Genomic DNA, 23,803 nt, shown 5'->3' on the forward strand with positions numbered 1-23,803 from the left:
TTTATCCCAAAATCATCTTATAGAATGCATCTGTAGATGGATGAACCTCCCTAAAATCATTGTAAATATCAATACCTTTAATATATTGTGCAAAGTAAGGAACTATTTCTGAAGTTGGGTATATTGTTATCGCTCCAACAACTTTGCCATTCTCATAATAAATTCTTGTTATCCCAACATTCTTATTTGATACCTTAAAGTAATTACCCTTTCCAACGGGATTTGGTATAGTTTTGTGCTCTTTTGTCTCTTTCCCAACAACCGCTATATTTAACGACATTCTTATAGCATATGGTATTAAATTGTAATTTGGTTTTATTAAGTTTTTGTTATTAATTTCATTAAATATATTATTTGCTACGACCTTCGCCTCCATCCTTGCTGTTGGTGTTAACCCGCCTTTAATACAATCTCCACATGCATAGACATTTTCTTTACCAATAACCCTCAAATATTCATCCGTTTGAAATCTTGTCTTTCCACCAAGATATTTTCTTTTGTAATTCCTTAAATGAAATTATATCCTCCAATTTTATTTTTTCATTTTTTAGAGTGTTGATATTTTCAATGATATCTGCCATCTCCCTAAGTCCAGTTATGTATGTGCAACCATAGTTTAAGCATGTTCCTCCAATTTTGTCCTTTTCATAAAGTTCCACATCAAAACCCTTCTTTGCTAACTCCATAGCACATGTTCTTCCAGCAGGACCCCCTCCAATTACGGGGTCTGTCCATCGTGAGGATTTAGGAGTAAATGTGAATAAAAGTACTCCCGCTTAAATTAACCCTCACGATGGACTTGGGTGACATTGGTCTCAACTCTCCTCTGGGTTCATTGGAGAGTAAATCATCGACCTCCACCCCAGTAACGGGGACCCCGACTCCGCCTAAGAGTTTTTTAACTAATTTAACTCCTCTTTTAAAGATATTAAAAGAGCCGACGAACTGCCTATTGAAAACTCCACATTTTTCGCATGTTACAACCTGTCCCTCTTGGGACTCCATTCTACTCCCGCATATAGGACAGGTTTTTGAAGTATAGTGAGGATTAACGTAAAAAACAATACTCTTATACTCTAACTTTTTCGCTATCTCTCTCCAGCTTGTCCTATCTAAATCTCTGTTAAAGTTTGAATTTTTATACATATTGAGCTTATCCAAATCCTCAAAGATAAAAATTGCATTTGGAAAGAGTTTAGATAGCTGGGAAGTTAATTTGTTAATAAAATCTTCAACTCGATTTTTTCTCCTATTATAATACTTTTTTAGCAATATACCAATTCTTTTTGGGGCTTTTTTATAAATCGACTTTAACTTATCGATAATAACATCATAAACATTCTTTATTCTATGTAGTTCAGATAAGTCAACTCTAATCCACCCTTCCTCTGGATGGAATAAATCTAAGGATTTTAGATTGCTATCTACACCGATAACGACTTTTTTATCAAATATATTTAAAGGTTTTTTAAAGGTTATTAATGCCTCGTTGTCCTTCAAAATAATCTCTCCAATGTCAAAACCTCTAATTTTTTCGAAAAACCATTCATTTTTAATGTCTAAAACTAAATACTCCTTCCTCGCTTTTATCGTTATCCTTATCGTTCCATTTTCTTTATCGTATTTTATTAGGGTATTTTTAACTCTAACAAAAGGTCTTTTAAATGTCGGTTTATTTCTTTTTCTTTTACCATCTAAATAATTCGATTTCCAACTCTCTATTGTTGAATAAGCCACTTTAATAGCCCCATCAACATAATGAGAAGCAAAATTCCATCCATTTAGTAAATAATTTCTTAGTTCTCTTTTGAAATCCTTATCTTTTGGAATTTCTGGGATTAATCGGGTGGTTGTGTAGTATTTGTATTTATTTTTAGATTTAAATCGATGTTTAACTTGTTTTTCTTTCCAGTTGATATTTTCCCAGATAATATCAACTGCTTTCTGAGAGGTACTCATAAATCCATCTAACAAGTTTTTTAAATCGTAATTATGTTTAATCTTGTAAGTTAATACGATTTCGGATGGAAGTTTGTTTTTATTTTGCATTATTCTCGCCTGCAGTATCTTTAATCGTTTTTACATAGCCCCCAACAACCCACATACAATTTTTCCAAGTTTATATCTAATCATTAATAATAACCAATACTCATTTAATATTTAACAGTTTCGGAAGGCAATTTTATACACAATATCACCAACTTATTTTTGAATCTAAACTTCTAAATTGATTTAATAACAAACATCAACTTAAATTATAGTCGTGTGCGTTAGAAGGTTTTTTGGCAAAACTAAAAGTTTTGCCGTATAATTCGGAAAGAAACCTTTAAAAAAGGTTTCATCCAAATTGGATGCACTACCGAGCGTAGCGAGGTAGTGCCTCTTAGATATATTATTTGGCAAAACCTTTAGGTTTTGCCGTATAATTTGGTAAATTTTTAAGGGTTAATGCGTTATTTCAAATTTTAATGAATGCATAACGATTATTTGAAATTTATTGATTATAAAATAAGGTTTAAAAATTAATGGCAAAACCCAAAGGGCTTTGCCGTATAGATTAATGGCAAAACCGAAGGTTTTGCCGTATATATTTCGCACACGACTATATTGTCGTATCTTTGATTTCGTAGCGAAGAGTTGCAAAATCCATAAGGATTTTATTAATTGTAGAATCTATAAGCTGATAGCTTGCACCATTCCAAAGCCCATGGAATTTTTCTCCCCAAATCCACAATCATAACCAAACTTTATTAACTCATAATCCCCCCAAACCCTAAACACCATTTCAGAGCATTTATGGTATGTATTTTTAATCCTCATCCTTTTTGGTTTATACTTCAAAACTTCAAATTCAAAATCCAAGTCACATTTTTTATTATAGAATGCCTCATACTTTTTCTTCAGGTTCTTTTTTAGATTTTCGTAGAACTTTGAGTTATTTGGCAATAAATCATAGGTCTTTTTACCTTCCTCAGTATCAACCAATGTTTTTAAATATATGGGGGAAAGTGTCTTTAAAACTTCAAATTTTTCTGGTGTGGGTAATATTTTCGCCTTTTTTACAAAAAACTCTATATCTCCAACTTTTAGCATCCCATCTTCAAGTAGTCCACTTATAAAATTTTCCAAAAATTCCACACTTGGGGATGAGATATATAGATTAACTTTCCCATCAATTGTCTCAATACCATCTTTTTTAATCATTCTTTTTCTAATTTGTAATAAGGAAAATGTAAAAAACTTAAATTTCTGATAGCTATGCAATCTTTCAGCATATTCTGGATTGGACGAGTGTATTTTATTATATAATGCCGATGCTAAGTAGTATTGGTGGTTGTAGGGGATTATCGTAAATTCCTCAGTTTCCAATTCCAACTCAATTCTCATAATACCTACCTCAAACTCCCTATGTTAAATATGGTTAAAGACATTTAAAAATGTTTGTATCTGAAAATATTGCACAAAAATCAAATAAATACACAAAAAAGCTAATTTTATCCAACGATATGCCCTTTTATAACTATTGAAGGAGAAATTAACTTACCTCTTTGCTCAACATCATTTAATGGAACTGCATCCTTTAAACACTCAAAGATATTCCCAGACAACAAACCTTTTTTAATAGGAATTTCTTCCCCACCCTTCACCATGAATGCATTTTGAATCTCAACTGCAAAGTCCCCAGTTATTGGGTTTGATGTGTGGGAGCCGATAACTCCATTCACATAAACATAGTTGTCAAAGTTCTCCAATTTATCCACTGGCTCAATTATAAAGTTTGATGGGGAAATGTATGGGAGAGAACTATAGTCCCTCATTCCATTTCCGGTGCACTCTTTGCCATCAATATTTGCCCTCTTTATATCATACAAATAACTCTTCAACACTCCATTTTCAACTAAAACTGTCCTTTTTGTTGGGCAACCTTCTCCATCTACCTTTGATGAGTAATTTGCATTGTCTAAGGTTCCATCGTCTACTATGGTTATACTTTCCCCAAATACTTGCTCTCCCAATTTGTCCTTTAAAACAGACCTATTTCTTTGCACATTTTCCGCACTAAATGAAGGTATTAACGTGTATGGCAAGAGAGAACTAAGTGCTCTTGGGCTTAGTATAATATCTCCATCATAGGTTATTGTTTTACCATTCACTGATTTCTTTGCCAACTCTACAGCTTTTTTTGCTATATTTTCCACATCGAATCTTTTTGTTTTTGTTAAACCTTCGTAACCCGTTTCATTTTCATATATAACAGACAAATATGCGGAGTAAAAAGTAAACTCCTCCTCAACATCAACACCATTAGAATTAACTATCCTATTGTATTCGTAGCTCTTAGAAATCCCTCCACCAGTTACAGTAACACCTTCATCCTTTGCTATGTCTTTCATTAAAATTAAATCACTCAACATCTCCTCCTCATCCAATTTCAAAATATCCTTGTAAAAAATCCCTTTTGGTTCTTTAAATTTTTCCTTTTCTGCAAATGAAACAAACTTATCCTCAACTAAATTTTTCATTGCTTTATACACTACATTCACATCCTCTTTTGTTGAATATGCAAAACCAACTTTACCATCCTTTATAACCCTCACCCCAACCCCAAAGTCCTTTGATGTCTCTACACTATCTACACTTTCCCCATCTAAATCAATTGATGAAGAAATTCCTTTTGAAATAAAAACCTCAACTTCAAATCCTTCTTTTTCCCCAATGTTTATGATTTTTTCTACAATATCCATTTAATCACCTCATAAGAATTAGTTATGATAATATAATGCCATTAATAATATAAAAATGCACTAAAATATGTCGCAAGAACATTAGATTAATAATACTAAAATAACCATCAATAAAAATCATATAGGTAAAAATAACGAATTAAAATTTAAAAAATTTAAATTAAAATTTAAAAAATGTATAAACAATTATCCAACAACTCTCTTAATTGCATTCCAAATTAAAAAGCTCTGTGGATTTAGCATCCTCCTCAATAGATTTAAAAATAGAATATTCTCCTCAACTAAAAAATTCCTCACATGCATTGGGATTTTTTCTATTGGAACGGCATAATTCTCTTTAAACAACTTCAATGCCTTCAAAACGTCCTCTTTTTTAACCTTAATTAAATTTCCATCAATATTGATTTTTGCCTCAATGTAATCCATTTTTTCTAAAAAGATTCCTAATTTTAAGATTTCATTGTTTAATAATTCATCCAAAATCTCATTTAAATTTTTGTACTTTACTTCCTCAACCACATAATTTATGTCTTTCGCTTTTCCCCCAACATAGGAATAAATTAATTCTTTTTCTCTGTTTGTTAATTTAATGCCATATTCTACTGCTAAAAAATTCATAAACTTTAAGGCAGTTTCTTTATCAAAATCATTAACTAATAAGTATTTTGCCCTCCCCTCTAATTCCCCAGCGTTATAAACATATTCAATAAACAAAGAATCAGAAGACAGACAAAAAACATGACATAGATGTTGTTCTTTTGTTAAAGAAACTAAAAACTGAAATAACTCCTTTAACAAATATCTCTGCCCATTTAGAACTACCTCTTTAATCATCTGTAATTCATCAAAAATTAGTATTGGAATTTTTCCACTCTTTTTAGTTTCCAATAAAATATCATTCAAATATTGAAAGGCATCATTTATTTTCTTCTCAAATAGATTATCAAAATCCGCCTCTGGAATTGGGACGCCAGTAAAGATTTTTATCCCCTTATTCAATAACTCCAAAACTTCTTTTTTATCCTTAATTTTTTCAAAGATTGTATCTTTTTTAGTTGTAAATATCGCTTCTATGAACTCCCTTTTTTCAGAGATGAGACAAGTCCTAAAATTTATATAAAAAACTTGATAATTATTGCTTAATTTATTTTCAATAATATGTTTTATTAGTGTCGTTTTTCCTGAATTTATTGGGCCGAAAATAAAGTAAATATCATTGGGTTCCTTTTTCAATATATTTAAAATTTCATTTATTTCCTCAGTTCTATCAAAGAATTTCATTTTTTCACCACTATTCCTTTAACTTAACAATTAAATCCTTAAACAACTCCTCCTGAATAAGTTCAACTTTCCCATCGTTTGCCAAATATAGGGATGGGAGGAAATACTTAACCTTATCCTCTTTTGATGAGAATCTTTTTTGAAATACTATAATTTTTTCCCTTCTCAAATCATCCAACAGTTTATCAATAATATCGGAAATATCCTCTTCTTCAATCAACTCTTCAACAATATCCTGCACATCTCCTAAAATTACTTCAGATTTTTTGCTACTTTTGCTTTTCTTTGTCTTCTTCTTTTTTACTTTTTCTAATTCGTCCCTCAATGTTTTTATCAAATCATCCAAGGTTATTTTTTCTTTATTAATTTTTGCTGGTGGTCTTCTTACTGGTGGAGTTATCTTCACATCCTCATTATCTTCATCATAGCCGTAATAATCATCATAATCCTCATAAAACTCTTCCTCGTATTCATCATCTATAACTTCACATTCACCATAAAGAACCTCTGATTTCATCCTTAACAAAATCCCCCCAACAAGAATAACATCAGCAGATAACCTTATATCAAATTTTTTAAGTTCCTTTATTTTACTCATATATAAATCAGCAATTTCCGCTATATTTATATTCCATGGGTCTACGTTCTTTTTTTCTATACTCTCCTTTATCATCCTAACCCATAATTCAAACTCCATAAAACCACCATCAGTTTAAGGATAAATAAGGTTGTTTCATAGATAGTAAAAAGTGTATAGTTTGAGTATAGTTGTTTGCCTTTACTTCTTCATTAAATTATATGTGTTGTATCCTGAAATTATTTTGTTATAAAGTAAAGTAAAGTTTATAATATTAAAGTAAATTTAACAAAAAAATAAAGTAATTAACTAAATTAAATGAGTATATCATATTGCCAACATCTAAATATTATTTTTTACTTTTTTCACAACTCTTATTCCATATATTTCGGTGTTTGGATACTGCCCATTTTCGTCTTTCTCTACACTCTTAACCATGTCCCATATTGTTAATAAAGCAATAGAAACCCCTGTCAACGCCTCCATCTCAATGCCTGTTTTGTATGTTGTCTTTACCTCAACTGTTGCCTTAATTTTATCATCAAAAACCTCAAAATCAACTCTAACAGAAGTTATAGGTAAAGGATGACATGCAGGAATTAGGTTAGAAGTATTTTTAACTCCCATCATTGCCGCTATTTGTGCTGTTGTTAAAACATCCCCCTTAACAATTTCATTTCTCTTTATCAACTCTATTGTAGACGGTTTCAATTTTATATATCCCTCTGCAACACATATCCTCTCAACATCTTCTTTTTTTGAAATATCAACCATTTTTACCCCTTTTTCATCTATGTGTGTCAGCATGAATCTCACCCAAAATAGTTGAACATTACCTCACTTCACTAGACAATGCGCCTTTTTTGATGATTTTTTGATGAAACCAAACCAAGCAAAGTGAAGTTTGAATATAAGTTGTTCGCCTTACAAATGCACTAAATCCTCATTTCTTTTTTGATTAAACTTTTTCTAAAAGTTTCTTTGAGGTATCGACCATTTTAACTCCTTTTCATCAACAGGGTTGGCACAATACACCTCATAAATAAACAAAAACTAAAAATCTACAAAATATAAGTTTAATATTTACAATATTAATAATTTAGTAATCAAGTTTTTAATTTAATTACAAAAAGGTGGAAGATTGAAATTGCTTATCTATGTTCTTATTCTGATTTTGTTCATATTTAGTGTTTGCACAATCCAAAATCATCCAAAAACCACAGTTATGTATGTTATAAACGAAACAAAACCACAAACAAATTTAGGCACTAAATCCCCAATTGAGACTTCGTGGGGGAGTTATCTCTTTGAAATTCATTATAAGCATATAAGCAATAAAAATCCTAACTATACTAGCCCCATAATCTTAGTGCATGATGTAAGTCCTTTATATTATAACGAACTAAAAGAAATTGTAAAAATAATTGATAAACACAATTATCAAAACAGAACATATTTATTTGTTATAGTAAACCACGATAATAGATACAACTTAAAAAATTATCCTAAATTTATCAAATTTCTTCATAAATTGGAAGATGATGGATACCACATTGAATTACATGGCTACAATCATATAGATGGTGAATTTAACTGCAACAAAGAGATTGCAGAGGAAAAAATCAAAAAATCATTGGAAATATTAAATGAGTGTGGATTCAGCAACATATCCTACATCCTACCCCCAAGATACGAAATTTCAAAAGATGCTGAAAATGTCATGCTATCATATAACCTAACCATCATAACGAAGAACTATATTTTAACAAAAACAGAAAAAATTCCAATTAAAAATAGAGAATACACTTGGTATCTACCAAAAAGTTTTACAAAAATAATGCTAATCTTAGCAGAATTTGATTACAAAACATCCAATCATCAATTCTACCTATCAATACATCCAAAAAGTATAAACTATGGAGGAGGACTTAAGTTCTTAGATGAATTCTTAAATGAAACAACAAACTAACATTATAACACAAATAACCATAAAACGAAATAAACAAATATTCTTAAAATCAATCTTAACATTAACAACCCTGCACAGTGAAAAAATGAAAGTTAGTGGACTAACAAAGAAAATTATGGAACTTTTAAAAACTTGCTCAACAACAAAGGAGATTGCAGAAAAATTAAATATGCACCCAAAAAATATAGACAGGCATATAAGAACTTTGCGGGATTTGGGGTTAGTTGAGACAAAAAAAGGGAAAAAAGGAGGAATAAAATTAACAAAAGATGGTAAATATCTGCTTGAAAAGGGAGAGATAAACTTATCAATAATAAAGGTTCAAATAGTAGCAAAGGATAGAATTGGGTTGTTAGCGGAGATAACATCAAAGATATCAGAAATAAATGGCAACATTTTATCCACAACTCTCGAAAAAGACAATGAAGATGTAATAATTTGGCTCGTTATTGAGAATGTGGATATTGATGAGTTGAGGGAGAAGTTAAAAGATACCGTTAAAAAATTGATAATCCTTTAAGGTGATTTTATTATGATAGAAGTTGAGATAAAAGCAAAAATAAATGAAGATGAATTGGAAAATATAAAAAAAACATTAGAAGAACTTGGATTTGAAAAAATAGAAGTTAAAGAACAAATAGACATCTATTTTAATGGAATTGATAGGGATTTCGCAAAAACAGATGAAGCGTTGAGGATAAGAAAAGAAAATGACGTTTGGTTCATAACCTACAAAGGTCCAAAAATTGACAAAATCTCAAAAACAAGAGAGGAGATTGAGGTTAAAATAGAAGATGGGTACAAAATGGAAAAAATTCTTGAAAAATTAGGATTCAAAAAAGTTCCACCAATAAGGAAGATTAGGGAAATATACAAAAAAGAAGATATTGAAGCATCAATTGACAATGTTGATGGCGTAGGGCTTTATTTAGAGTTAGAAAAAACCATTAAAGATGAAAAAGAAAAAGACACTGCCTTAAATCTACTCATGGATACACTGAAAAGTTTAAATATAAGTTCAGACAGATTAGAAAGAAAGTCATATTTAGAATTACTACATAAGAGAGGATGCTGAGCAAAGTGAAGCATCTTATCCTTTTTGATGAAATCGAAGCGAAGCTTCGAGCAGCGAAATCTTTGATTTCGCCTAATCGAACTGAAGGTTCGAGCTGCAAAACCAACAGGTTTTGCTTAACTTTTTCTAAAAGTTTCAAAGAGAATCATATTTGGAGTTGTGGAGGGAAGGCAATGGATAAAAGAAAACTCCTTGCAATTTTAATTGGTGTAGCAATGATATGCTCAACAATACCATTCTTTCTTATGAATTTCTAAGGTTATTTTTCAAAATAACTCCTCAACTTATACACAATTTCCCTTAAATCATTGATATTCTTAGCTCTGATATCTTTCTTTTGGGGGAACTTTAAAATTATCTCATCAAAAATATCTGTATTGTGGGGTTTTTTCATTAGATAATAGTATCTCGTTATACAGTTTATTCTCGCAGTAATTAACTCGCTCAAATAATTTAAACACGTATTTATTCCCAAAGACTCATCTGCAATTAATGAACCCGATTTTTTTGGTTTTAAAAATGCAATACCTACAAGAATCTCAGCAATATCACATTTAATTAACTCCTTTGACCTTTGCTGTTCCTTCTTTAATTCATATAGGTATATTGCCAAATCCTGCAAATTTTCCCATGGTAAACCAAAATTAACTTTATCAAGATCTTCTTTTTTTAATTTCCACAATGGAATTTTTTCATCATCCAATAAAACTTCATATTCTAAACATTTTTGGAATAAAATTTCATAGACATCCATTTTCTCACGTTTAACCCTCTATGAAATTTTTAATTAATTTTAACCCCAATTTTGGAAATGGCATCTCTTCTGAATGTGTTAGAACACTCTCTGGGTGGTATTGAACACCCTCAATTGGCAATTTTTTATGCCTAACCCCCATAACATATCCATCATCTAAACTTTTTGCAGTTATTTTTAACTCTTTTGGAACCTCATAGGCAACTAAAGAATGATATCTTGTTCCATAGAATGGATTCGGAATGTCCTTGTATATCCCTTCCCCATCGTGCTCAATCTTACTTGTTTTTCCATGCATGATGTGTTTTGCTCTCCCGACCTCTCCACCAAATGCCTCAACAATACACTGATGCCCCAAACAAACTCCTAAAATTGGGATATCATCTATCTCTTGAATGATTTTTATACAGTTCCCTGCCTCTTTTGGTGTTTTTGGTCCTGGGCTAATTATTATTCTATCTGGATTTATTTTTCTTATTTCGCTGAGGGTTATAGTGTTATCTACTAACTTCACCTTATGCTTTAACATTCCCACATACTGAACCAAATTCCATACAAATGAATCTATATTATCGATAATTAGGACTTTCATTGTTTCACATCCTATTATATAGTATTTATTTCAGCCCAATTTATGGAATCCTCATTAAATTCCCTTTTATGTAGTACTATTTTAGTGTTGTATATCCACTCAAATTTTAACTCTGAACTTTCCCATTCTTTTAAAAATTCCCTCTCAGAGCTATCTCTATCCATATTGGCAATGTCAAAAGTAGTTGGAGATATAGTTTCTTTTCTAAGATGTGGAATTAAGCCATAAATTTTCTTTGGTATTATGTCAAAAAGTTTCAATATAATCAAAGACACATAAAGAGAACATTTGAATTTCTCTTTAATCTCTATAAGTTTCTTTATCCTAAAGGTTCTAAGCGTAGATTTCATTTCAACAAGAGTTAAATAATAACTATCATTTTCTTTTACTAAAATTGCACATTCACATTTTTTATTTCCATTGATATTAAATACTGTGTAATATTTATCCTTGTCAATTAGTAATGGTAAAATTTCAATTTCTTTTGGAAATTCAATTTTTAATTCTTTAAAATCTGCTTCAGTGGCATTTTCTTTAACTTTAACAATTATATAAGTATCTTTTTCTTCAATCTCCACTCTTTCTGGTTTATGTATTAAATCATTCCTAAATATTTTTCTTATTTCATTCTTCAAAGTTTCCATCATCCCCCTCAATTAAACCCCTCAATTCTTCTGTTTCATTGTGTAGGCTAAATAAGATATGGTAAAATGCCTCATAAGAAATTCCTTCATTATCTATAATCTCTAATTCTTTTATTTTAACTCCATCTACTTCATCAACAAATAAATATGGTGCAACTTTTCTTGGATTTAATATCTCATCTTCTTTATAATCATGCCTATTTAAAAATGCCTTTAACTTTTCTTTGTCTATTTTTTCCAAATAATATAATTTCATACAATTGTTAATTTGCTGTAGGATATATGGACTGTGTGTTATTAATAAAACATAAACTCCTTTGTTAATTAGTTTAACTATTGCCCTTGCAAAAATCCTTTGTGCATCTGGATGAAGATGAGCTTCTGGTTCTTCAATTATTAGGAGAGTGCCTTTTTTAACAATATTTGAATATTTCACTAATTTCAATATTGGAATTGTTTCTACTACTGATGAAGATGCACAATGAATTGGAATTGATTTTCCATTTTTTGTAACATACCCAAGTTTATTCATATCTTTGTCATAAACTAATTCCCCTTTTATTATGTGGTCTTCAAATAATGAAGCAATGTCTTGATTGTCTTGATTAACATCTGAGTTATAAAATTCCGGTTTAAGGTAAGATTTCATAAAATTCTTTATTGGTTCAGGAAATGCTAATTTTTCTCCTGTATCAAGCATATTCTTAGAATTATCATATATTTCGAAAAAGGCAGGACTATCAAAAACTTTATCAATAAATAAACTTGAAGATAAAATAAGACCACTCTTCGAAGCTGGAAGATATATAACATTTTTAATCATATTTTTCAGTAAAATTCTGCACATGTCTATTATTATATGCCCCAATATTCTATCATGTTCTTTCAACGCTTTATTATTTATACCTATCAATATATTTTTTCCTATAAGCCTAAAAGATGCAGTCCATGGAGAATTTTCAAAAATTCCAATACATAACTTATTTATTTTTTTATTTTTTATATTCCCTTCTTTTAGAAAATCCATTAATATTTTATCAACATACTTTTCATCCATAAATCCAAAATTTTTTGTTATAACATAATATTCAAATTTTTTATCTAAAACAATTTCTAATTCTCCAAAATCAATACCTTCATAATTAAAAACTCTTTTAATATAATCCTTCTCCATACACAATTTAATTTCATTAAATTGAATTTTCTCAGTTGATTGTGTTGTATTAGTTATCATTGATTTTAATTTTGATATAACGAAATTTAGGTTATTATCGTTGATTATTTTAAATTTACGGAAAGGGGGATATGTAAGATTTTCGAAAATTCCCCAAATCAAATACCCCATATATGTTTTTCCAGTATTATTTTTCCCAAAAAATATGGTTAATGGTTTTAGTTTAACTTCTCCTTCTTTAATAACACCAAAATCTTTAACTTTAATTGTTAACAATTCATAGTTTTCTTTATTTTCATTTTTCATAATATCACCATAGAATTACATCTTACCGGGACAATCTATACCCAATAATTTTAAGGCATTTTCTATAACAATTTTTGTCGCTTCTACCATTTTTATTCTTGAGGATTTTTTAACAACATCTTCCTCTTTTAATATTGGGCAATTTCCATAGAACTTGTTGAATGTCTGTGCAACCTCTAAGGCATAATTTGCAATAATATGTGGTTTCCTACTTTCCGCCGCTTTTTCAACAATTTTTGGGAATTTTGAGAGCGTTTTTATCAATATTTTTTCACTGTTATCTAACTCATAGTTAAATAAATCTCCTTCAATATCTCCAACTTCAACTTTCTCCAAAATCCTACAACATCTTGCATGAGCATATTGGATAACTGGACATCCAACTTTTTCAAAATCAAGTGCATCTTCCCATTTAAATACCATTGATTTTTCTGGAGAGATTCTGACGATATTGTATCTCACTGCACCAATTGCAATTATGGTTGCTATTTTTTCTATCTCTTCCTCATTTTCAGCAATTCCTCTCTTTTTAACTTCCTCCAATGCCCTTCTCTTTGCCTCCTCAAAAAGTTCATCGACACTTATAAACCTTCCTCTTCTTGTACTCATAGAACCTTCTGGGAGAGATATGAATTCATAAAACACAACCTCAGGAACATTATAGCCAAGCAATTTTAACGCTCCTTTAACCATCTCTGCTGTAAGTTTGTGATCCGCCCCTAATATGTCAATTGCAACATCACAATTTCTCATCTTATCTACGTGATATGCGATATCCCTTGTTGAGTATAAACTTGTTCCATTAGCCCTTGCCAAAACCAACTTCTTCTCTATTCCAAAATCAGATAAATCAAGTTTATAAACATCTTCCTTAACAACCTTTCCAGTTTTCATAAGATTTTCTATAATTTCCCTTACCATCCCATTCCTTACATACGAACTCTCCCAGACAAATGTGTCGTGTGTTATGTTTATGTTTTTCAGTGTTTCTTTTATACCCTCTAAAGCATGATTTACTGCATTTTTGAATTTTTCAGTTATCTCATTTTCAATGTTCTTCTCACATGCATCTTCATATTCTTTCATCAAATCCAATATCTTTTCCTCTTCTTCTGGATGCTCCTCAAGATATTTATTTGCCTCAATATAGACCTCTGCAATTGCATGGTCTGGTTTTTTGTCGTTTAAGCCAAACTTATCTATCCCAAACACAACAATTGCCATCTGTCTTCCCATATCATTTACATAATAATGTGTTTCAACATCATACCCAGCAAATTCCAAAATCCTCTTTAAACTATCCCCTATTATCGCATTTCTCCCATGTCCAATGTGCAAAGGCCCATTAGGGTTAGCTGATGTGTGTTCTAAAATTACTTTTATGTTTTTCTTTTCCCCTTTTCCATAATTTTCATTTTTTTCTATAATTTCTTTGGTTATTTCATTTGAGAAATCTTTATAGTTTATAAAGAAGTTTATGTATCCGTTTACAGCCTCAATCTTCTCAACACCCTCTATGCTCAAACTTTTTGCAATTTCTTCAGCAATTGCCATCGGAGGTTTTCTTAACTCTCTCGCCAATTGGAATGATATATTTGTTGAGTAATCTCCTAACTCTACTGAAGGAGGCTCATCTAACTTTATCTCAAAATCTCTACCAGTTAATTCCCTAATCTTTTCTTTTAGTGCATTAATTATATTTTCTTCAATCATCCTATCACACTTTTATTTTTATTTTAATTAATTTTTATCTTTTAATTTAGTTTTTTTAATTTTAATATTTTATTTTAATTATTTTCAAATAATTCTTTGATATGTTTGTTTTCTGGATGATTCCACCAATCAAACTGAGATATTGGGACATAGTAAATAACATTTCCATGCTTTTCTCCTAAAACATATTCTTCAGGAGTATCACATAATTTTGATGGATTGTAGTAATAACTACTCAATGCATTTAAATAGTTATCATCTATTGGTGGGTTTAGGTAATGCCTAATAAAATCATCAAGGTTTTTTGGTAGTATATAATTGCCGTTTGAATACTTATTTAAATAATCAAGATACATCTGATATAGGTAAGAGTATTCTAAATACTTTCTATTATTACCCATTATTATACCTGGTGGATGGTAATGGTTTTTAGTTAAATATGTGCTCTCAATGGCAACCAAATCCCCATTATCCAACTCAACAATAACCCACATGTGCCCGGCATTTGATAACGATGCCTCTCCTGGTGGTGGGTTGGGAGATTCCGCTATATATGCCTTAAATCCATAACCCTCTAAAATCCACTCCAATTGGGCTGATGCTTCTGAGCAATCATAGTATTCTTCCTTATATGTGGGAAGTTTTATGTTTTTTAAGATTGCATAGAGTGTTCTGATATTCCTAACCTTAACATCAGGATACATTTTATCTGCAACCTCATAATAATTCTTTGGAAATTCATCCATTTTTGGATACGTTTTATTGAAGGTTTTGTTTAGTTCATTTATAAATATTGAATTACTGGTATTAATGTGGTTCAAATCATCCAACAAACTCAAATTTCTCAGTTTTGTATTTGTGTAGAGTTCTGTTTGTATGCCCGTATAGATTATCATCTCTACTACCAATATAGCAACTAAAACCGCCAAAATTTTATCTAACAGTCCCATACTGTCCCCAATGAATTAATAAAAGAATACAAAAATAAATAAATTTTGGTGAAGATTATGAAAACAGAAATGACAAACATAGACATTAACGTTGCTGTTAGAGAACTCCAAAAGGCAATAAATGGAAAATTGGATAAAGCATTTTTAATAGATAGAGAAGATGGAAAAGAACTAATCTTAAAAATCCACATCCCAGAAATTGGGACAAGGGAAATAGCAATTGGTGTTGGTAAATACAAGTATATAACAATGACTAACTATGAGAGAGAAAAGCCAAAAATTCCCCCAACTTTTGCAATGCTTCTCAGAAAACACCTAAAAAACATAAAAATAACAAAAATAGAGCAGCATGACTTTGATAGAATAGTTATCATTACATTTGAGTGGAATGAAACAGTTTACAAATTGGTTATAGAATTGTTTGGAGAGGGGAACGTAATACTATTGGACAAAGAAGATAGAATAATCATGCCTTTGAAAATAGAAAGATGGAGCACAAGGACCATTGCACCAAAGGAGATTTACAAATTTCCACCACAAAGAGACCTAACACCATTCAACTTAGATTATTCTATTGCATTTGATATCTTTAAGGACTACTTTAACAAAGAGGAAAATAAAGACACTGAATGCGTAAGAGTTATATCAAGAATTTTTGGGCTTGCTGGGCTTTATGCAGAGGAGATTTGTGAGAGAGCCGGAATAGATAAGAGCAAGAAAAATCCAACCGAAGAGGAATTAAAGAAACTCTTTAATGCTACAAAGGACTTATTTAATGATGTACTCAACAACAAAAAACCACAGATAATCATAAAAGACGGAGAATATGTTGATGTAGTTCCAATAAATTTAAAGAAGTATGAGAATTTTGAAAAAAAAGAATACGGGGAGTTTTTAGAAGCATTGGATGATTACTTTGCACAATTTATGGCAAAGGTTGAAACCAAAAAAGAAGAGTCAAAACTACAAAAATTAATAAAAAAACAGGAGAGAATTTTAAAGACACAGTTAGAGACCTTAGAAAAATATGAAAAGCAGATGCAGGAAAATCAGGAGAAAGGGGACTTAATATATGCAAACTACACATTGGTGGATGAAATACTAAACACCCTAAGAAACGCCAGAGAGAAGATGGAGTGGTATAAGATAAAGAAAATAGTAAATGAACATAAAGATCACCCTATATTAGGATTAATTCAAAATATAAATGAGAAAAATGGGGAAATTGTAATAAAACTATCCGCTGATTATGGAGACAAAAAAATAGAGAAAAATGTATCATTAGACATTAGAAAAAACGCCTTTGAGAACGCAGAAACTTACTATACCAAATCCAAAAAACTAAAAAGTAAAATAGAGGGGATAAAAGAAGCAATAAAATTATCTGAGAAAAAATTAGCGGAATTAAAAGAAAAAGGAGAAATTGAATTAAAAGAACTCAAAGAGAAAGAAAAAATCAAGAAGAAAGAAAGAAAAGAGAGAAAATGGTATGAAAAATTCAAATGGACTGTAATAAATGGATTCTTAGTTATTGCCGGTAAGGATGCAGTGACAAATGAACTCCTCATAAAAAAATATACTGAAGATGATGATATCGTGTTCCACGCACAGATAGAAGGGGCTCCTTTTACAGTCATAAAAACCAATAAAAGAATTGTTGATGAAGAAACATTAAACGAGGTTGCAAAGTTCTCTGTTGCCCATTCAAGGGCTTGGAAATTAGGTTGGGGAGCATTGGATACATACTGGGTAAAGCCAGAACAGGTATCCAAAACAGCAGAGAGTGGGGAGTATTTGAAGAAAGGGGCGTTTGTGATTAGAGGGAAGAGAAACTTCATAAGAAATGTCCCATTGGAGTTGGGAATAGGGATTATCGAGTATGATGGGGACTTAAAATTAACAACCGCTCCACCAGACACACTAAAAAAGAGTTTCAAAAAATGGGTTTTATTAAAACCATCTGACAGCAAGAAAAAGAGTGAATTGGTTAAAGAGTTGAAAAATATCTTTAAAGAATACGGTGTTGATGATGAAGACATTTTAAGGGTTCTTCCACCAGGGGATAGTGAAATAGTTCAGAAATAAATTATGGCAATAGTTTAACATTTACAATATCCAAAATAAAAAATACGTGGTTTTTAAGTTGTATTTTTTATATATCTCTTTTTGTTTCCCATGATTTTTATTTTTGTGTTTTTATTTTATTATTTTTCCACTTTCATACATCGTATTATCTGTTCATTAACTATTCGTATTTTTCGACATCCTCTAAAATATTAATAATCCTATCATATAAACTATTAGAGCAGCTATGAAAGCTACAAATGTGCTATATATTACAGAGAATATAGCCCACTTCCACCCAGCTTCCTGTTTAATGACAGCAATTGTGGCTAAACATGGGATGTAAAGTGTAAAAAACACCATATATGAGAGTAGAGAGGCTTTTGGTAGAGTGGATAGTGTGGCTTTTAAACTCTCTTCTCCAACACCATACAGTATTGCCAATGTACTAACTACATTCTCTTTAGCTATAAAACCATATATTAAAGCTGAAGACAACTTCCAATCCCAACCAAATATTTGGAATATGTATGAGAGGTATTTACCAATAATAGCTGAATATGATAGTGAGATATCTGACACATAACCACTGGGTCCAAAGCTTGATAGGAACCATATTAATATAGATCCAAATAAAATTACTGTTCCTGCCTTTCTTATAAAGGAATATATATTTTCCCAAGCATTTTTTAAAGCCATTTTTATATTTGGAAAGTGATATTTAGGAAGCTCTATTATTAGAGGTTCTGGCTGATCTTTAAATATTGCTTTTCTAAACAGTAAAGCTGAAAATAAAGCTGCAGCTATTCCTACAAAATACATTAATAATAGAATTAATCCAGGATTTTTTGGGAATAGTAAAGCTGAGAGTATAATTAATGCTGGTAATCTTGCAGGACAAGTTATGAAAGGATTTATTAAGATAGTTACTAACCTATCCCTCTCATTCTCTATTATTCTTGTAGCTAAAATTCCAGGAACATTACAACCAAATGACATTATTATTGGTAATATTGCCAATCCTGGCAGTCCAAATTTATTTAAAATCTTTTCAGTTAATAGAGGTAATCTTGCTAATAAACCAGTTTCTCCTAATATGGATAAACTTATAAATAGGAAGGCAATGTTTGGTAAGAATGTTAAAACTGATCCTACTCCCCCTATAATACCATCAGCCACTAATGAGGCTAATACTTTATCTCCTATACTTTTAGAAGCATAGTCAGCTAAGTAGCTAATGAAGTAATCAATAATATCTACAAAAGGCTGAGCAAAATCAAAGGTTATTTTAAATAAAATCCAAACTATTGGAATTAAAGCGAGGATACCATAAACTTCATGAGTGAAGATTCTATCCAATAGATCTGTTATATCTCTCTTTTCCTCCCTTTTTATACACTCCTTCACAATCTTATCAATAATCTTATACCTCTCTTTAGATATATCTACTTTAATATTTTTTAAAAGCTCTTCAATATCTTTTGAAACTTTAGAATTTTTAACTATTTCTTTTACAATTTGATCATTTTCTAATAATTTAACAGCTAAAAATCTTAAATTATAATTTTTTAAATTCTCATCTCTCTTTAATATTTCAATAATTTTGTTAATAATATCTTCAATTTCCTTATTATATCTTATTTTAGGTTTTCTTTTATTTTTTAAATTTTCTAAAATTTTTTTCTTTAGATCTTCAATTCCTATATTTTTCTTAGCAGAGATTTTTACAACATCTATACCCAATAACTCTTTTAGCTTTTTTTCATCCACTATAACATTTGTAGAATCTATTTTATTTAACACTAATAGAACATTATAACCAGTGTCTAACAACTCTAAGGTTAAATATAAATCTCTATCAAGGGTATTTATATCAGCTATATTAACAATTAAATCTGGCTTCTCTGTTAGGAAGTATTTTTTAACTACTATTTCATCCATAGCACTACCTGAGAGATTATAAACTCCTGGAAGATCAATAATTTCAATTTTCTCATCTCCATATATGAAAACTCCTTCTTTTTTCTCAACCGTGACTCCTGGCCAGTTACCCACATAAACTCTACCACCCGTTAAAAGATTAAATAAAGTAGATTTCCCCACATTAGGGTTTCCTATTAATGCTATCCTCATTTAATATCACCTACAATAATTTTCATAGCTACTCCTCTCCCTAATGCTATCTTCACACCTCTATTTTCTACAATTACTGGACCATGACTGTTTTTTAACACTTTAACCTTATCACCAATAACTAAACCCATTGACTGTAACCTATTTTTTAAACCATAGCCAGCCAGTATATCTTTTATTACTACAACCTTCCCCTCTTCTACATCAGCTAAACTCATCATAATTTAACCTCACTTAAAATTTTTAAGTATAGTTAAATTTTATCATATCATATATATAATTTTCGGTTAAACAGAGGTTGTTGTGGCATCCCGAAATTATTTCGCACCAGTAGGTAAAGAGGAATGTTAATAATAGGGATAATATGAAGGGAGCAAAACTTAACGATAAAAAGATTAGGAAAATCATTACATGGAAAGAAAAGGGCTTTGAAACCAGCCGTATAGCTAAGAAAGTTGGAGTAACTCCCCGTAGAGTTCAGCAAATATGGAAAGAATATAGAGAGACCGGGGAAATTCCAAAGATAAAGCGTAGGGGTAGAAAGCCAAAGAAAATATCGAAGGAAGAGATTAATTTAGTTCTTAAAGCAGTTGAGGAGTATAAAGGAACCAGTCCCGTACACTTAGAGAAATACATAGAACGCAAGCACAATATACATATTCCTCATAATCGTATATATACATTCTTGAACGCAGATTCTATTTATATGGCATTTCAAAGCTTGAGGGTTTATAGAAGCATTATCTAAAACTGAAGTTTCGTTAAATGCATAAACCCTCCAATTAATAGTAAACTTAGCAAAGCTATCCACAACCTCATATTATCACCTATTGTTTAACTTGATTATATGTAGTAATTTAGCTACACATATAATTAAAAAATAAAAATGGAGTTGTGCATATTTATGACATATTATTAAACATCACTTTATTCCCATAACCTTTCTCAAAACCATGGATGTCGCCATTGAGCACAATATATACCATCCAAGCCATCCTAATGTAGCATCAGAAACAATTCCAAAGCCACCTTTATAAAAGATACTTCCAAGCCAATGCCAAAATGAAACAAAAAGGATCTTTGACAATATATATGGGAGATGAACAATTACCCCATTCCAATCTGGATATAGCGTATGGAAAACCCCACCATAACCATAGACGTGCCTCAAATATGCAAAAATTGCTATAATTGGAATCCATGTATATATCATTGGCTTAAAACTCATTTTCATCATTTCCATTTGCATTTCCATCATTTTCTGCTGTTCCTCTTGTAACTTCTGCAACATTTCTGGGTCTTTCATAGCTCTTTTATATTTTACTTGGAATTCTTGAATCTCTTTTTTTAATTTTGCCATTTTATCTTGGTCAACAAGTAGTTTTGTTGCGAGATTTATGATGAAGGACACCAAAAATGCAATAATAAGTATCGCAATAGCAGGATGTAAATGCTCTATCAGTGGCATAAATATGGCATCTAAGGTTCTATAATAAACATCAAAAATAAAATCAAACATCTATATCCCCTTTTTAAGAACTTTTTAACATTATATCAAATCTTAATAAAAATAAAGGTAAAGAATTCAATTTATTTTAAAACTGATATCAATTCTTCAACTGCCTTATCTAACAAACCATCTCTGTTTTTAATAATCTTAACAGTTGCTCCTGTTAAAACACCGTAAGCCATTGCTGCACATCTGTTCATGAATTGGTGCTCATCAATATCTGATGTTAACTCAATATCCCTATTTCTTGTTGCATCTCCCAACCTTCTCATCAATATCTCATCACTTGATGTCTCAACAATAACTATGATATCCGGGTTTAATTCTTCCAAAACCCAAATAGGTAATCCTGCTAAGTAACCCTTTGGTGTCTTAACGGTGCTGTGTGTGTCAACTATAACATTACTCTCTTTTGCCATTTCTGCTATCTTTCTTCCTGCTAATTTTTGTATTCTCTTTTGTGTATCTGGGTCTAACTTTCTCATTTGATCCCTATCCTCAACCAACCCCTCTTCCTTTGCAACTTCAAACATGACAGTTCCAAAGTTTACCATTTTGTATTCAATGCCCTCTTCTTTTAATTTTTCTATGGTTTTTTGTGTTAATGTTGTTCCTCCAACTCCTGGCACTCCTGTTACAACAACAACCTTGTTTTTCATGCTCTCACCTTAATGAACCTTTAGCAGGACTTTTTATTTATGTAAAATTTTGTTTTATATAATTTGCTGAAAATAGGAAGACATTAAAAAGTTAATAAAAAGTTAATACAGAACCAAAAAATTGTATTAAGTAGGTCTCTAATCTATTCTAACTTCTATTTATAATGTTTTATCTTTTATTTAAGAGTTTTGCAATTGTTGGGTGGAGTTCGGTAATTCTTTCTTGCAACAACTGCTCATACATCCTATATACAATTGATACGGTAAGTAAAACCCCCGTACCTCCTCCTAATGCTCCAGTGAAATCTGCCAACGCTGCTAATAACCCAACAAATGCTGAACTCATGACAGTTATTGGTTTTATATATCTCCTCAATCTTTGCTCTATTGCCTTTGTGCTTTTCCTAAACCCTTTAATTGCCATATCCAAACTTCCAATTCTCCTTGCCATTGATTTTGCATCAAGTCCTGACGTTTCAACCCAGAATATACCAAAGAAGATACAGAATATTATCATTGCCAATGTATAAATTATTGCATGTAACGGGTCTGCTATAACGCTTGTTATCCCATAAGGTGTTGAGAGATAATATGCTAATCCATCTACTGGCCTTCCATTTACAAAATGCCCTAAGATAGGAAGGCCCATCTTATCTAAGAACATCCCCCACAATTGAATGTTAGCAAATAACGCCGCTGCCAAAATTACAGGAAGGTTTGAGACATAGATGAATTTTATTGGATATTTACCCACTGCTCCCTTAATCCTTCCATGGGCAAGTGGAATTTCAATCCTCATACTCTCTGCATAGACAACAACCAAGAATACCAATATTGTTCCAATTATTGGTAATATATACTCAATATTAGGCATTCCTGTTACCAATGAGTTAAAGAACTTCCACAAATACCCTTCCGGCCCAAAAGTTCCAACAAATATTGTCTGGGAAACCCCTGCAGCGATAAACAACCCAATACCCGAACCAATACCATATTTTGATACAATTTCATCCAAATAAATCAACAATATTGCCCCTAATGCCAATTGTAGGACAAGTATTATCATCATTGCTGGAGTTAGAGCTCCAAATGCCCCAGCTCCAACGAACATAATTGCCTCAACAAAACATAGAACTATTGCAAATAACTTTTGTAATCCTTGGAACAATGCCCTATTTTCAGGATTTGATAAGTCCAACCTTATAAGTTCAGAACCAACCAACAACTGCATTATAATACCTGCAGTAACAATCGGTCCAATACCAAGAGTTATTAAAGTTCCCATCTTTGATGCCGTAACAGTTTGCCAGAATTCAAATATTGCTGGAATCTCCGCCCCTCCAGTATAGACATCAATTGTACCCATTATAAAGTAGAGAATAAGGACAATTCCAGTCCATTTCAATTTTTCTTTGAATGGTATTTCTCTATCTGGACTTTTCACTTCAGGAATTTTTTCCAGTATAGGTTTCATCCTATGCAGGAATTCCTCCACAGTATCACCTTTAGGATTTCAGAATAATTAAATATTTTTTATAATTATCTTTAATGTTACCAACAAATTATTTCATCATAATTTTTATTAATATGATAATACTTCCCCCTCAGATCTACTTTATCATACTTTAAAATCCTAAAAATATTACAAAATATTAAC

The 23,803-nt window shown here is 31.0% G+C and carries 21 protein-coding genes and 2 pseudogenes; 5 read left to right on the forward strand and 18 right to left on the reverse strand.

Annotated features, from left to right (window positions below; translation table 11 throughout):
• Nucleotide 1 precedes the first annotated feature (1 nt).
• The 7 genes and pseudogenes from METIG_RS09275 to moaC form a co-directional block, all read right to left on the reverse strand.
• A pseudogene (locus METIG_RS09275) lies at nucleotides 2-686 on the reverse strand (hypothetical protein).
• 58 nt (nucleotides 687-744) lie between these two features.
• The gene (locus METIG_RS04325) at nucleotides 745-2,049 is read right to left on the reverse strand and encodes an IS200/IS605 family accessory protein TnpB-related protein (protein WP_013799018.1); all 1,305 of its coding nucleotides are present in this window, start codon (nucleotides 2,047-2,049) and stop codon (nucleotides 745-747) included.
• A 624-nt stretch (nucleotides 2,050-2,673) separates the two neighbouring features.
• Nucleotides 2,674-3,387 (reverse strand): CRISPR-associated endoribonuclease Cas6, encoded by a 714-nt coding sequence (gene cas6 / locus METIG_RS04330; protein WP_013799019.1) that lies wholly within the window; start codon nucleotides 3,385-3,387, stop codon nucleotides 2,674-2,676.
• A 107-nt stretch (nucleotides 3,388-3,494) separates the two neighbouring features.
• Entirely contained in the window at nucleotides 3,495-4,745 is a 1,251-nt protein-coding gene (locus METIG_RS04335; protein WP_013799020.1) for a TldD/PmbA family protein, read from the reverse strand.
• A 186-nt stretch (nucleotides 4,746-4,931) separates the two neighbouring features.
• On the reverse strand, nucleotides 4,932-6,026 hold the full coding sequence (locus METIG_RS04340; protein ID WP_013799021.1) for an ATP-binding protein: 1,095 nt from the start codon (nucleotides 6,024-6,026) through the stop codon (nucleotides 4,932-4,934).
• A 10-nt stretch (nucleotides 6,027-6,036) separates the two neighbouring features.
• Nucleotides 6,037-6,723, reverse strand: coding sequence for a segregation and condensation protein A (locus METIG_RS04345; RefSeq protein ID WP_013799022.1), 687 nt, complete (start codon nucleotides 6,721-6,723; stop codon nucleotides 6,037-6,039).
• A 222-nt stretch (nucleotides 6,724-6,945) separates the two neighbouring features.
• The gene (gene moaC, locus METIG_RS04350; protein ID WP_013799023.1) at nucleotides 6,946-7,410 is read right to left on the reverse strand and encodes a cyclic pyranopterin monophosphate synthase MoaC; all 465 of its coding nucleotides are present in this window, start codon (nucleotides 7,408-7,410) and stop codon (nucleotides 6,946-6,948) included.
• A gap of 334 nt (nucleotides 7,411-7,744) precedes the next feature.
• Here moaC and METIG_RS04355 point away from each other — a divergent pair, with 334 nt between their 5' ends.
• The 3 genes from METIG_RS04355 to cyaB all read left to right on the forward strand — a co-directional run bounded on the left by METIG_RS04355 (nucleotide 7,745) and on the right by cyaB (nucleotide 9,647).
• Nucleotides 7,745-8,572 (forward strand): DUF2334 domain-containing protein, encoded by an 828-nt coding sequence (locus tag METIG_RS04355; RefSeq protein WP_013799024.1) that lies wholly within the window; start codon nucleotides 7,745-7,747, stop codon nucleotides 8,570-8,572.
• 85 nt (nucleotides 8,573-8,657) lie between these two features.
• Nucleotides 8,658-9,092, forward strand: coding sequence for an Rrf2 family transcriptional regulator (locus METIG_RS04360; RefSeq protein WP_048055530.1), 435 nt, complete (start codon nucleotides 8,658-8,660; stop codon nucleotides 9,090-9,092).
• A 12-nt stretch (nucleotides 9,093-9,104) separates the two neighbouring features.
• The gene (cyaB, locus tag METIG_RS04365; protein WP_013799026.1) at nucleotides 9,105-9,647 is read left to right on the forward strand and encodes a class IV adenylate cyclase; all 543 of its coding nucleotides are present in this window, start codon (nucleotides 9,105-9,107) and stop codon (nucleotides 9,645-9,647) included.
• 259 nt (nucleotides 9,648-9,906) lie between these two features.
• Here the strand turns inward: cyaB and METIG_RS04375 are convergent, their stop codons facing one another.
• The 6 genes from METIG_RS04375 to METIG_RS04400 form a co-directional block, all read right to left on the reverse strand.
• On the reverse strand, nucleotides 9,907-10,401 hold the full coding sequence (locus METIG_RS04375) for a hypothetical protein (RefSeq protein ID WP_013799027.1): 495 nt from the start codon (nucleotides 10,399-10,401) through the stop codon (nucleotides 9,907-9,909).
• A 10-nt stretch (nucleotides 10,402-10,411) separates the two neighbouring features.
• On the reverse strand, nucleotides 10,412-10,993 hold the full coding sequence (locus METIG_RS04380) for an anthranilate synthase component II (protein ID WP_013799028.1): 582 nt from the start codon (nucleotides 10,991-10,993) through the stop codon (nucleotides 10,412-10,414).
• 14 nt (nucleotides 10,994-11,007) lie between these two features.
• Nucleotides 11,008-11,637 carry a hypothetical protein gene (locus tag METIG_RS04385; protein WP_013799029.1) on the reverse strand — a complete coding sequence of 210 codons (630 nt, stop codon included), beginning with the start codon at nucleotides 11,635-11,637 and terminating at the stop codon, nucleotides 11,008-11,010.
• The gene (locus METIG_RS04390) at nucleotides 11,618-13,117 is read right to left on the reverse strand and encodes an AAA family ATPase (RefSeq protein WP_013799030.1); all 1,500 of its coding nucleotides are present in this window, start codon (nucleotides 13,115-13,117) and stop codon (nucleotides 11,618-11,620) included. Before METIG_RS04390 ends, METIG_RS04385 begins: the two co-directional genes overlap by 20 nt.
• A gap of 15 nt (nucleotides 13,118-13,132) precedes the next feature.
• On the reverse strand, nucleotides 13,133-14,830 hold the full coding sequence (argS, locus tag METIG_RS04395; RefSeq protein WP_013799031.1) for an arginine--tRNA ligase: 1,698 nt from the start codon (nucleotides 14,828-14,830) through the stop codon (nucleotides 13,133-13,135).
• Nucleotides 14,831-14,904: 74 nt separating this feature from the next.
• On the reverse strand, nucleotides 14,905-15,780 hold the full coding sequence (locus METIG_RS04400; protein WP_013799032.1) for a hypothetical protein: 876 nt from the start codon (nucleotides 15,778-15,780) through the stop codon (nucleotides 14,905-14,907).
• 57 nt (nucleotides 15,781-15,837) lie between these two features.
• Here METIG_RS04400 and rqcH point away from each other — a divergent pair, with 57 nt between their 5' ends.
• Complete coding sequence (gene rqcH, locus METIG_RS04405) at nucleotides 15,838-17,865, forward strand: ribosome rescue protein RqcH (RefSeq protein ID WP_013799033.1); 2,028 nt, start codon at nucleotides 15,838-15,840, stop codon at nucleotides 17,863-17,865.
• 183 nt (nucleotides 17,866-18,048) lie between these two features.
• On the opposite strand, the gene feoB is transcribed toward rqcH, so the two are convergent.
• Both feoB and METIG_RS04415 read right to left on the reverse strand, forming a co-directional pair.
• Nucleotides 18,049-19,977 (reverse strand): ferrous iron transport protein B, encoded by a 1,929-nt coding sequence (gene feoB / locus METIG_RS04410; RefSeq protein WP_013799034.1) that lies wholly within the window; start codon nucleotides 19,975-19,977, stop codon nucleotides 18,049-18,051.
• Nucleotides 19,974-20,198 (reverse strand): FeoA family protein, encoded by a 225-nt coding sequence (locus METIG_RS04415; protein WP_013799035.1) that lies wholly within the window; start codon nucleotides 20,196-20,198, stop codon nucleotides 19,974-19,976. The genes feoB and METIG_RS04415 overlap by 4 nt, the downstream gene beginning before the upstream one ends.
• Nucleotides 20,199-20,341: 143 nt before the next feature.
• Here METIG_RS04415 and METIG_RS04420 point away from each other — a divergent pair.
• Nucleotides 20,342-20,659: pseudogene (locus tag METIG_RS04420) on the forward strand (helix-turn-helix domain-containing protein); the annotation flags it as partial.
• Nucleotides 20,660-20,899: 240 nt separating this feature from the next.
• Here METIG_RS04420 and METIG_RS04425 read toward each other — a convergent pair.
• The 3 genes from METIG_RS04425 to secY all read right to left on the reverse strand — a co-directional run bounded on the left by METIG_RS04425 (nucleotide 20,900) and on the right by secY (nucleotide 23,620).
• Nucleotides 20,900-21,496, reverse strand: a complete 597-nt coding sequence (locus tag METIG_RS04425) for an EMC3/TMCO1 family protein (protein WP_013799037.1) — start codon at nucleotides 21,494-21,496, stop codon at nucleotides 20,900-20,902.
• 71 nt (nucleotides 21,497-21,567) lie between these two features.
• A complete protein-coding gene (locus METIG_RS04430; RefSeq protein WP_013799038.1) occupies nucleotides 21,568-22,146 on the reverse strand; it encodes an adenylate kinase in 579 nt (192 codons plus the stop codon).
• A gap of 169 nt (nucleotides 22,147-22,315) precedes the next feature.
• Nucleotides 22,316-23,620: a preprotein translocase subunit SecY gene (secY, locus tag METIG_RS04435; protein WP_394295228.1), complete on the reverse strand. Its 1,305-nt coding sequence runs from the start codon at nucleotides 23,618-23,620 to the stop codon at nucleotides 22,316-22,318.
• Between the last annotated feature and the right edge of the window lie 183 nt (nucleotides 23,621-23,803).

The organism is Methanotorris igneus Kol 5 (assembly GCF_000214415.1).
GTDB classification, from domain to species: Archaea; AGJL01; Methanococci; order Methanococcales; family Methanococcaceae; genus Methanotorris; species Methanotorris igneus.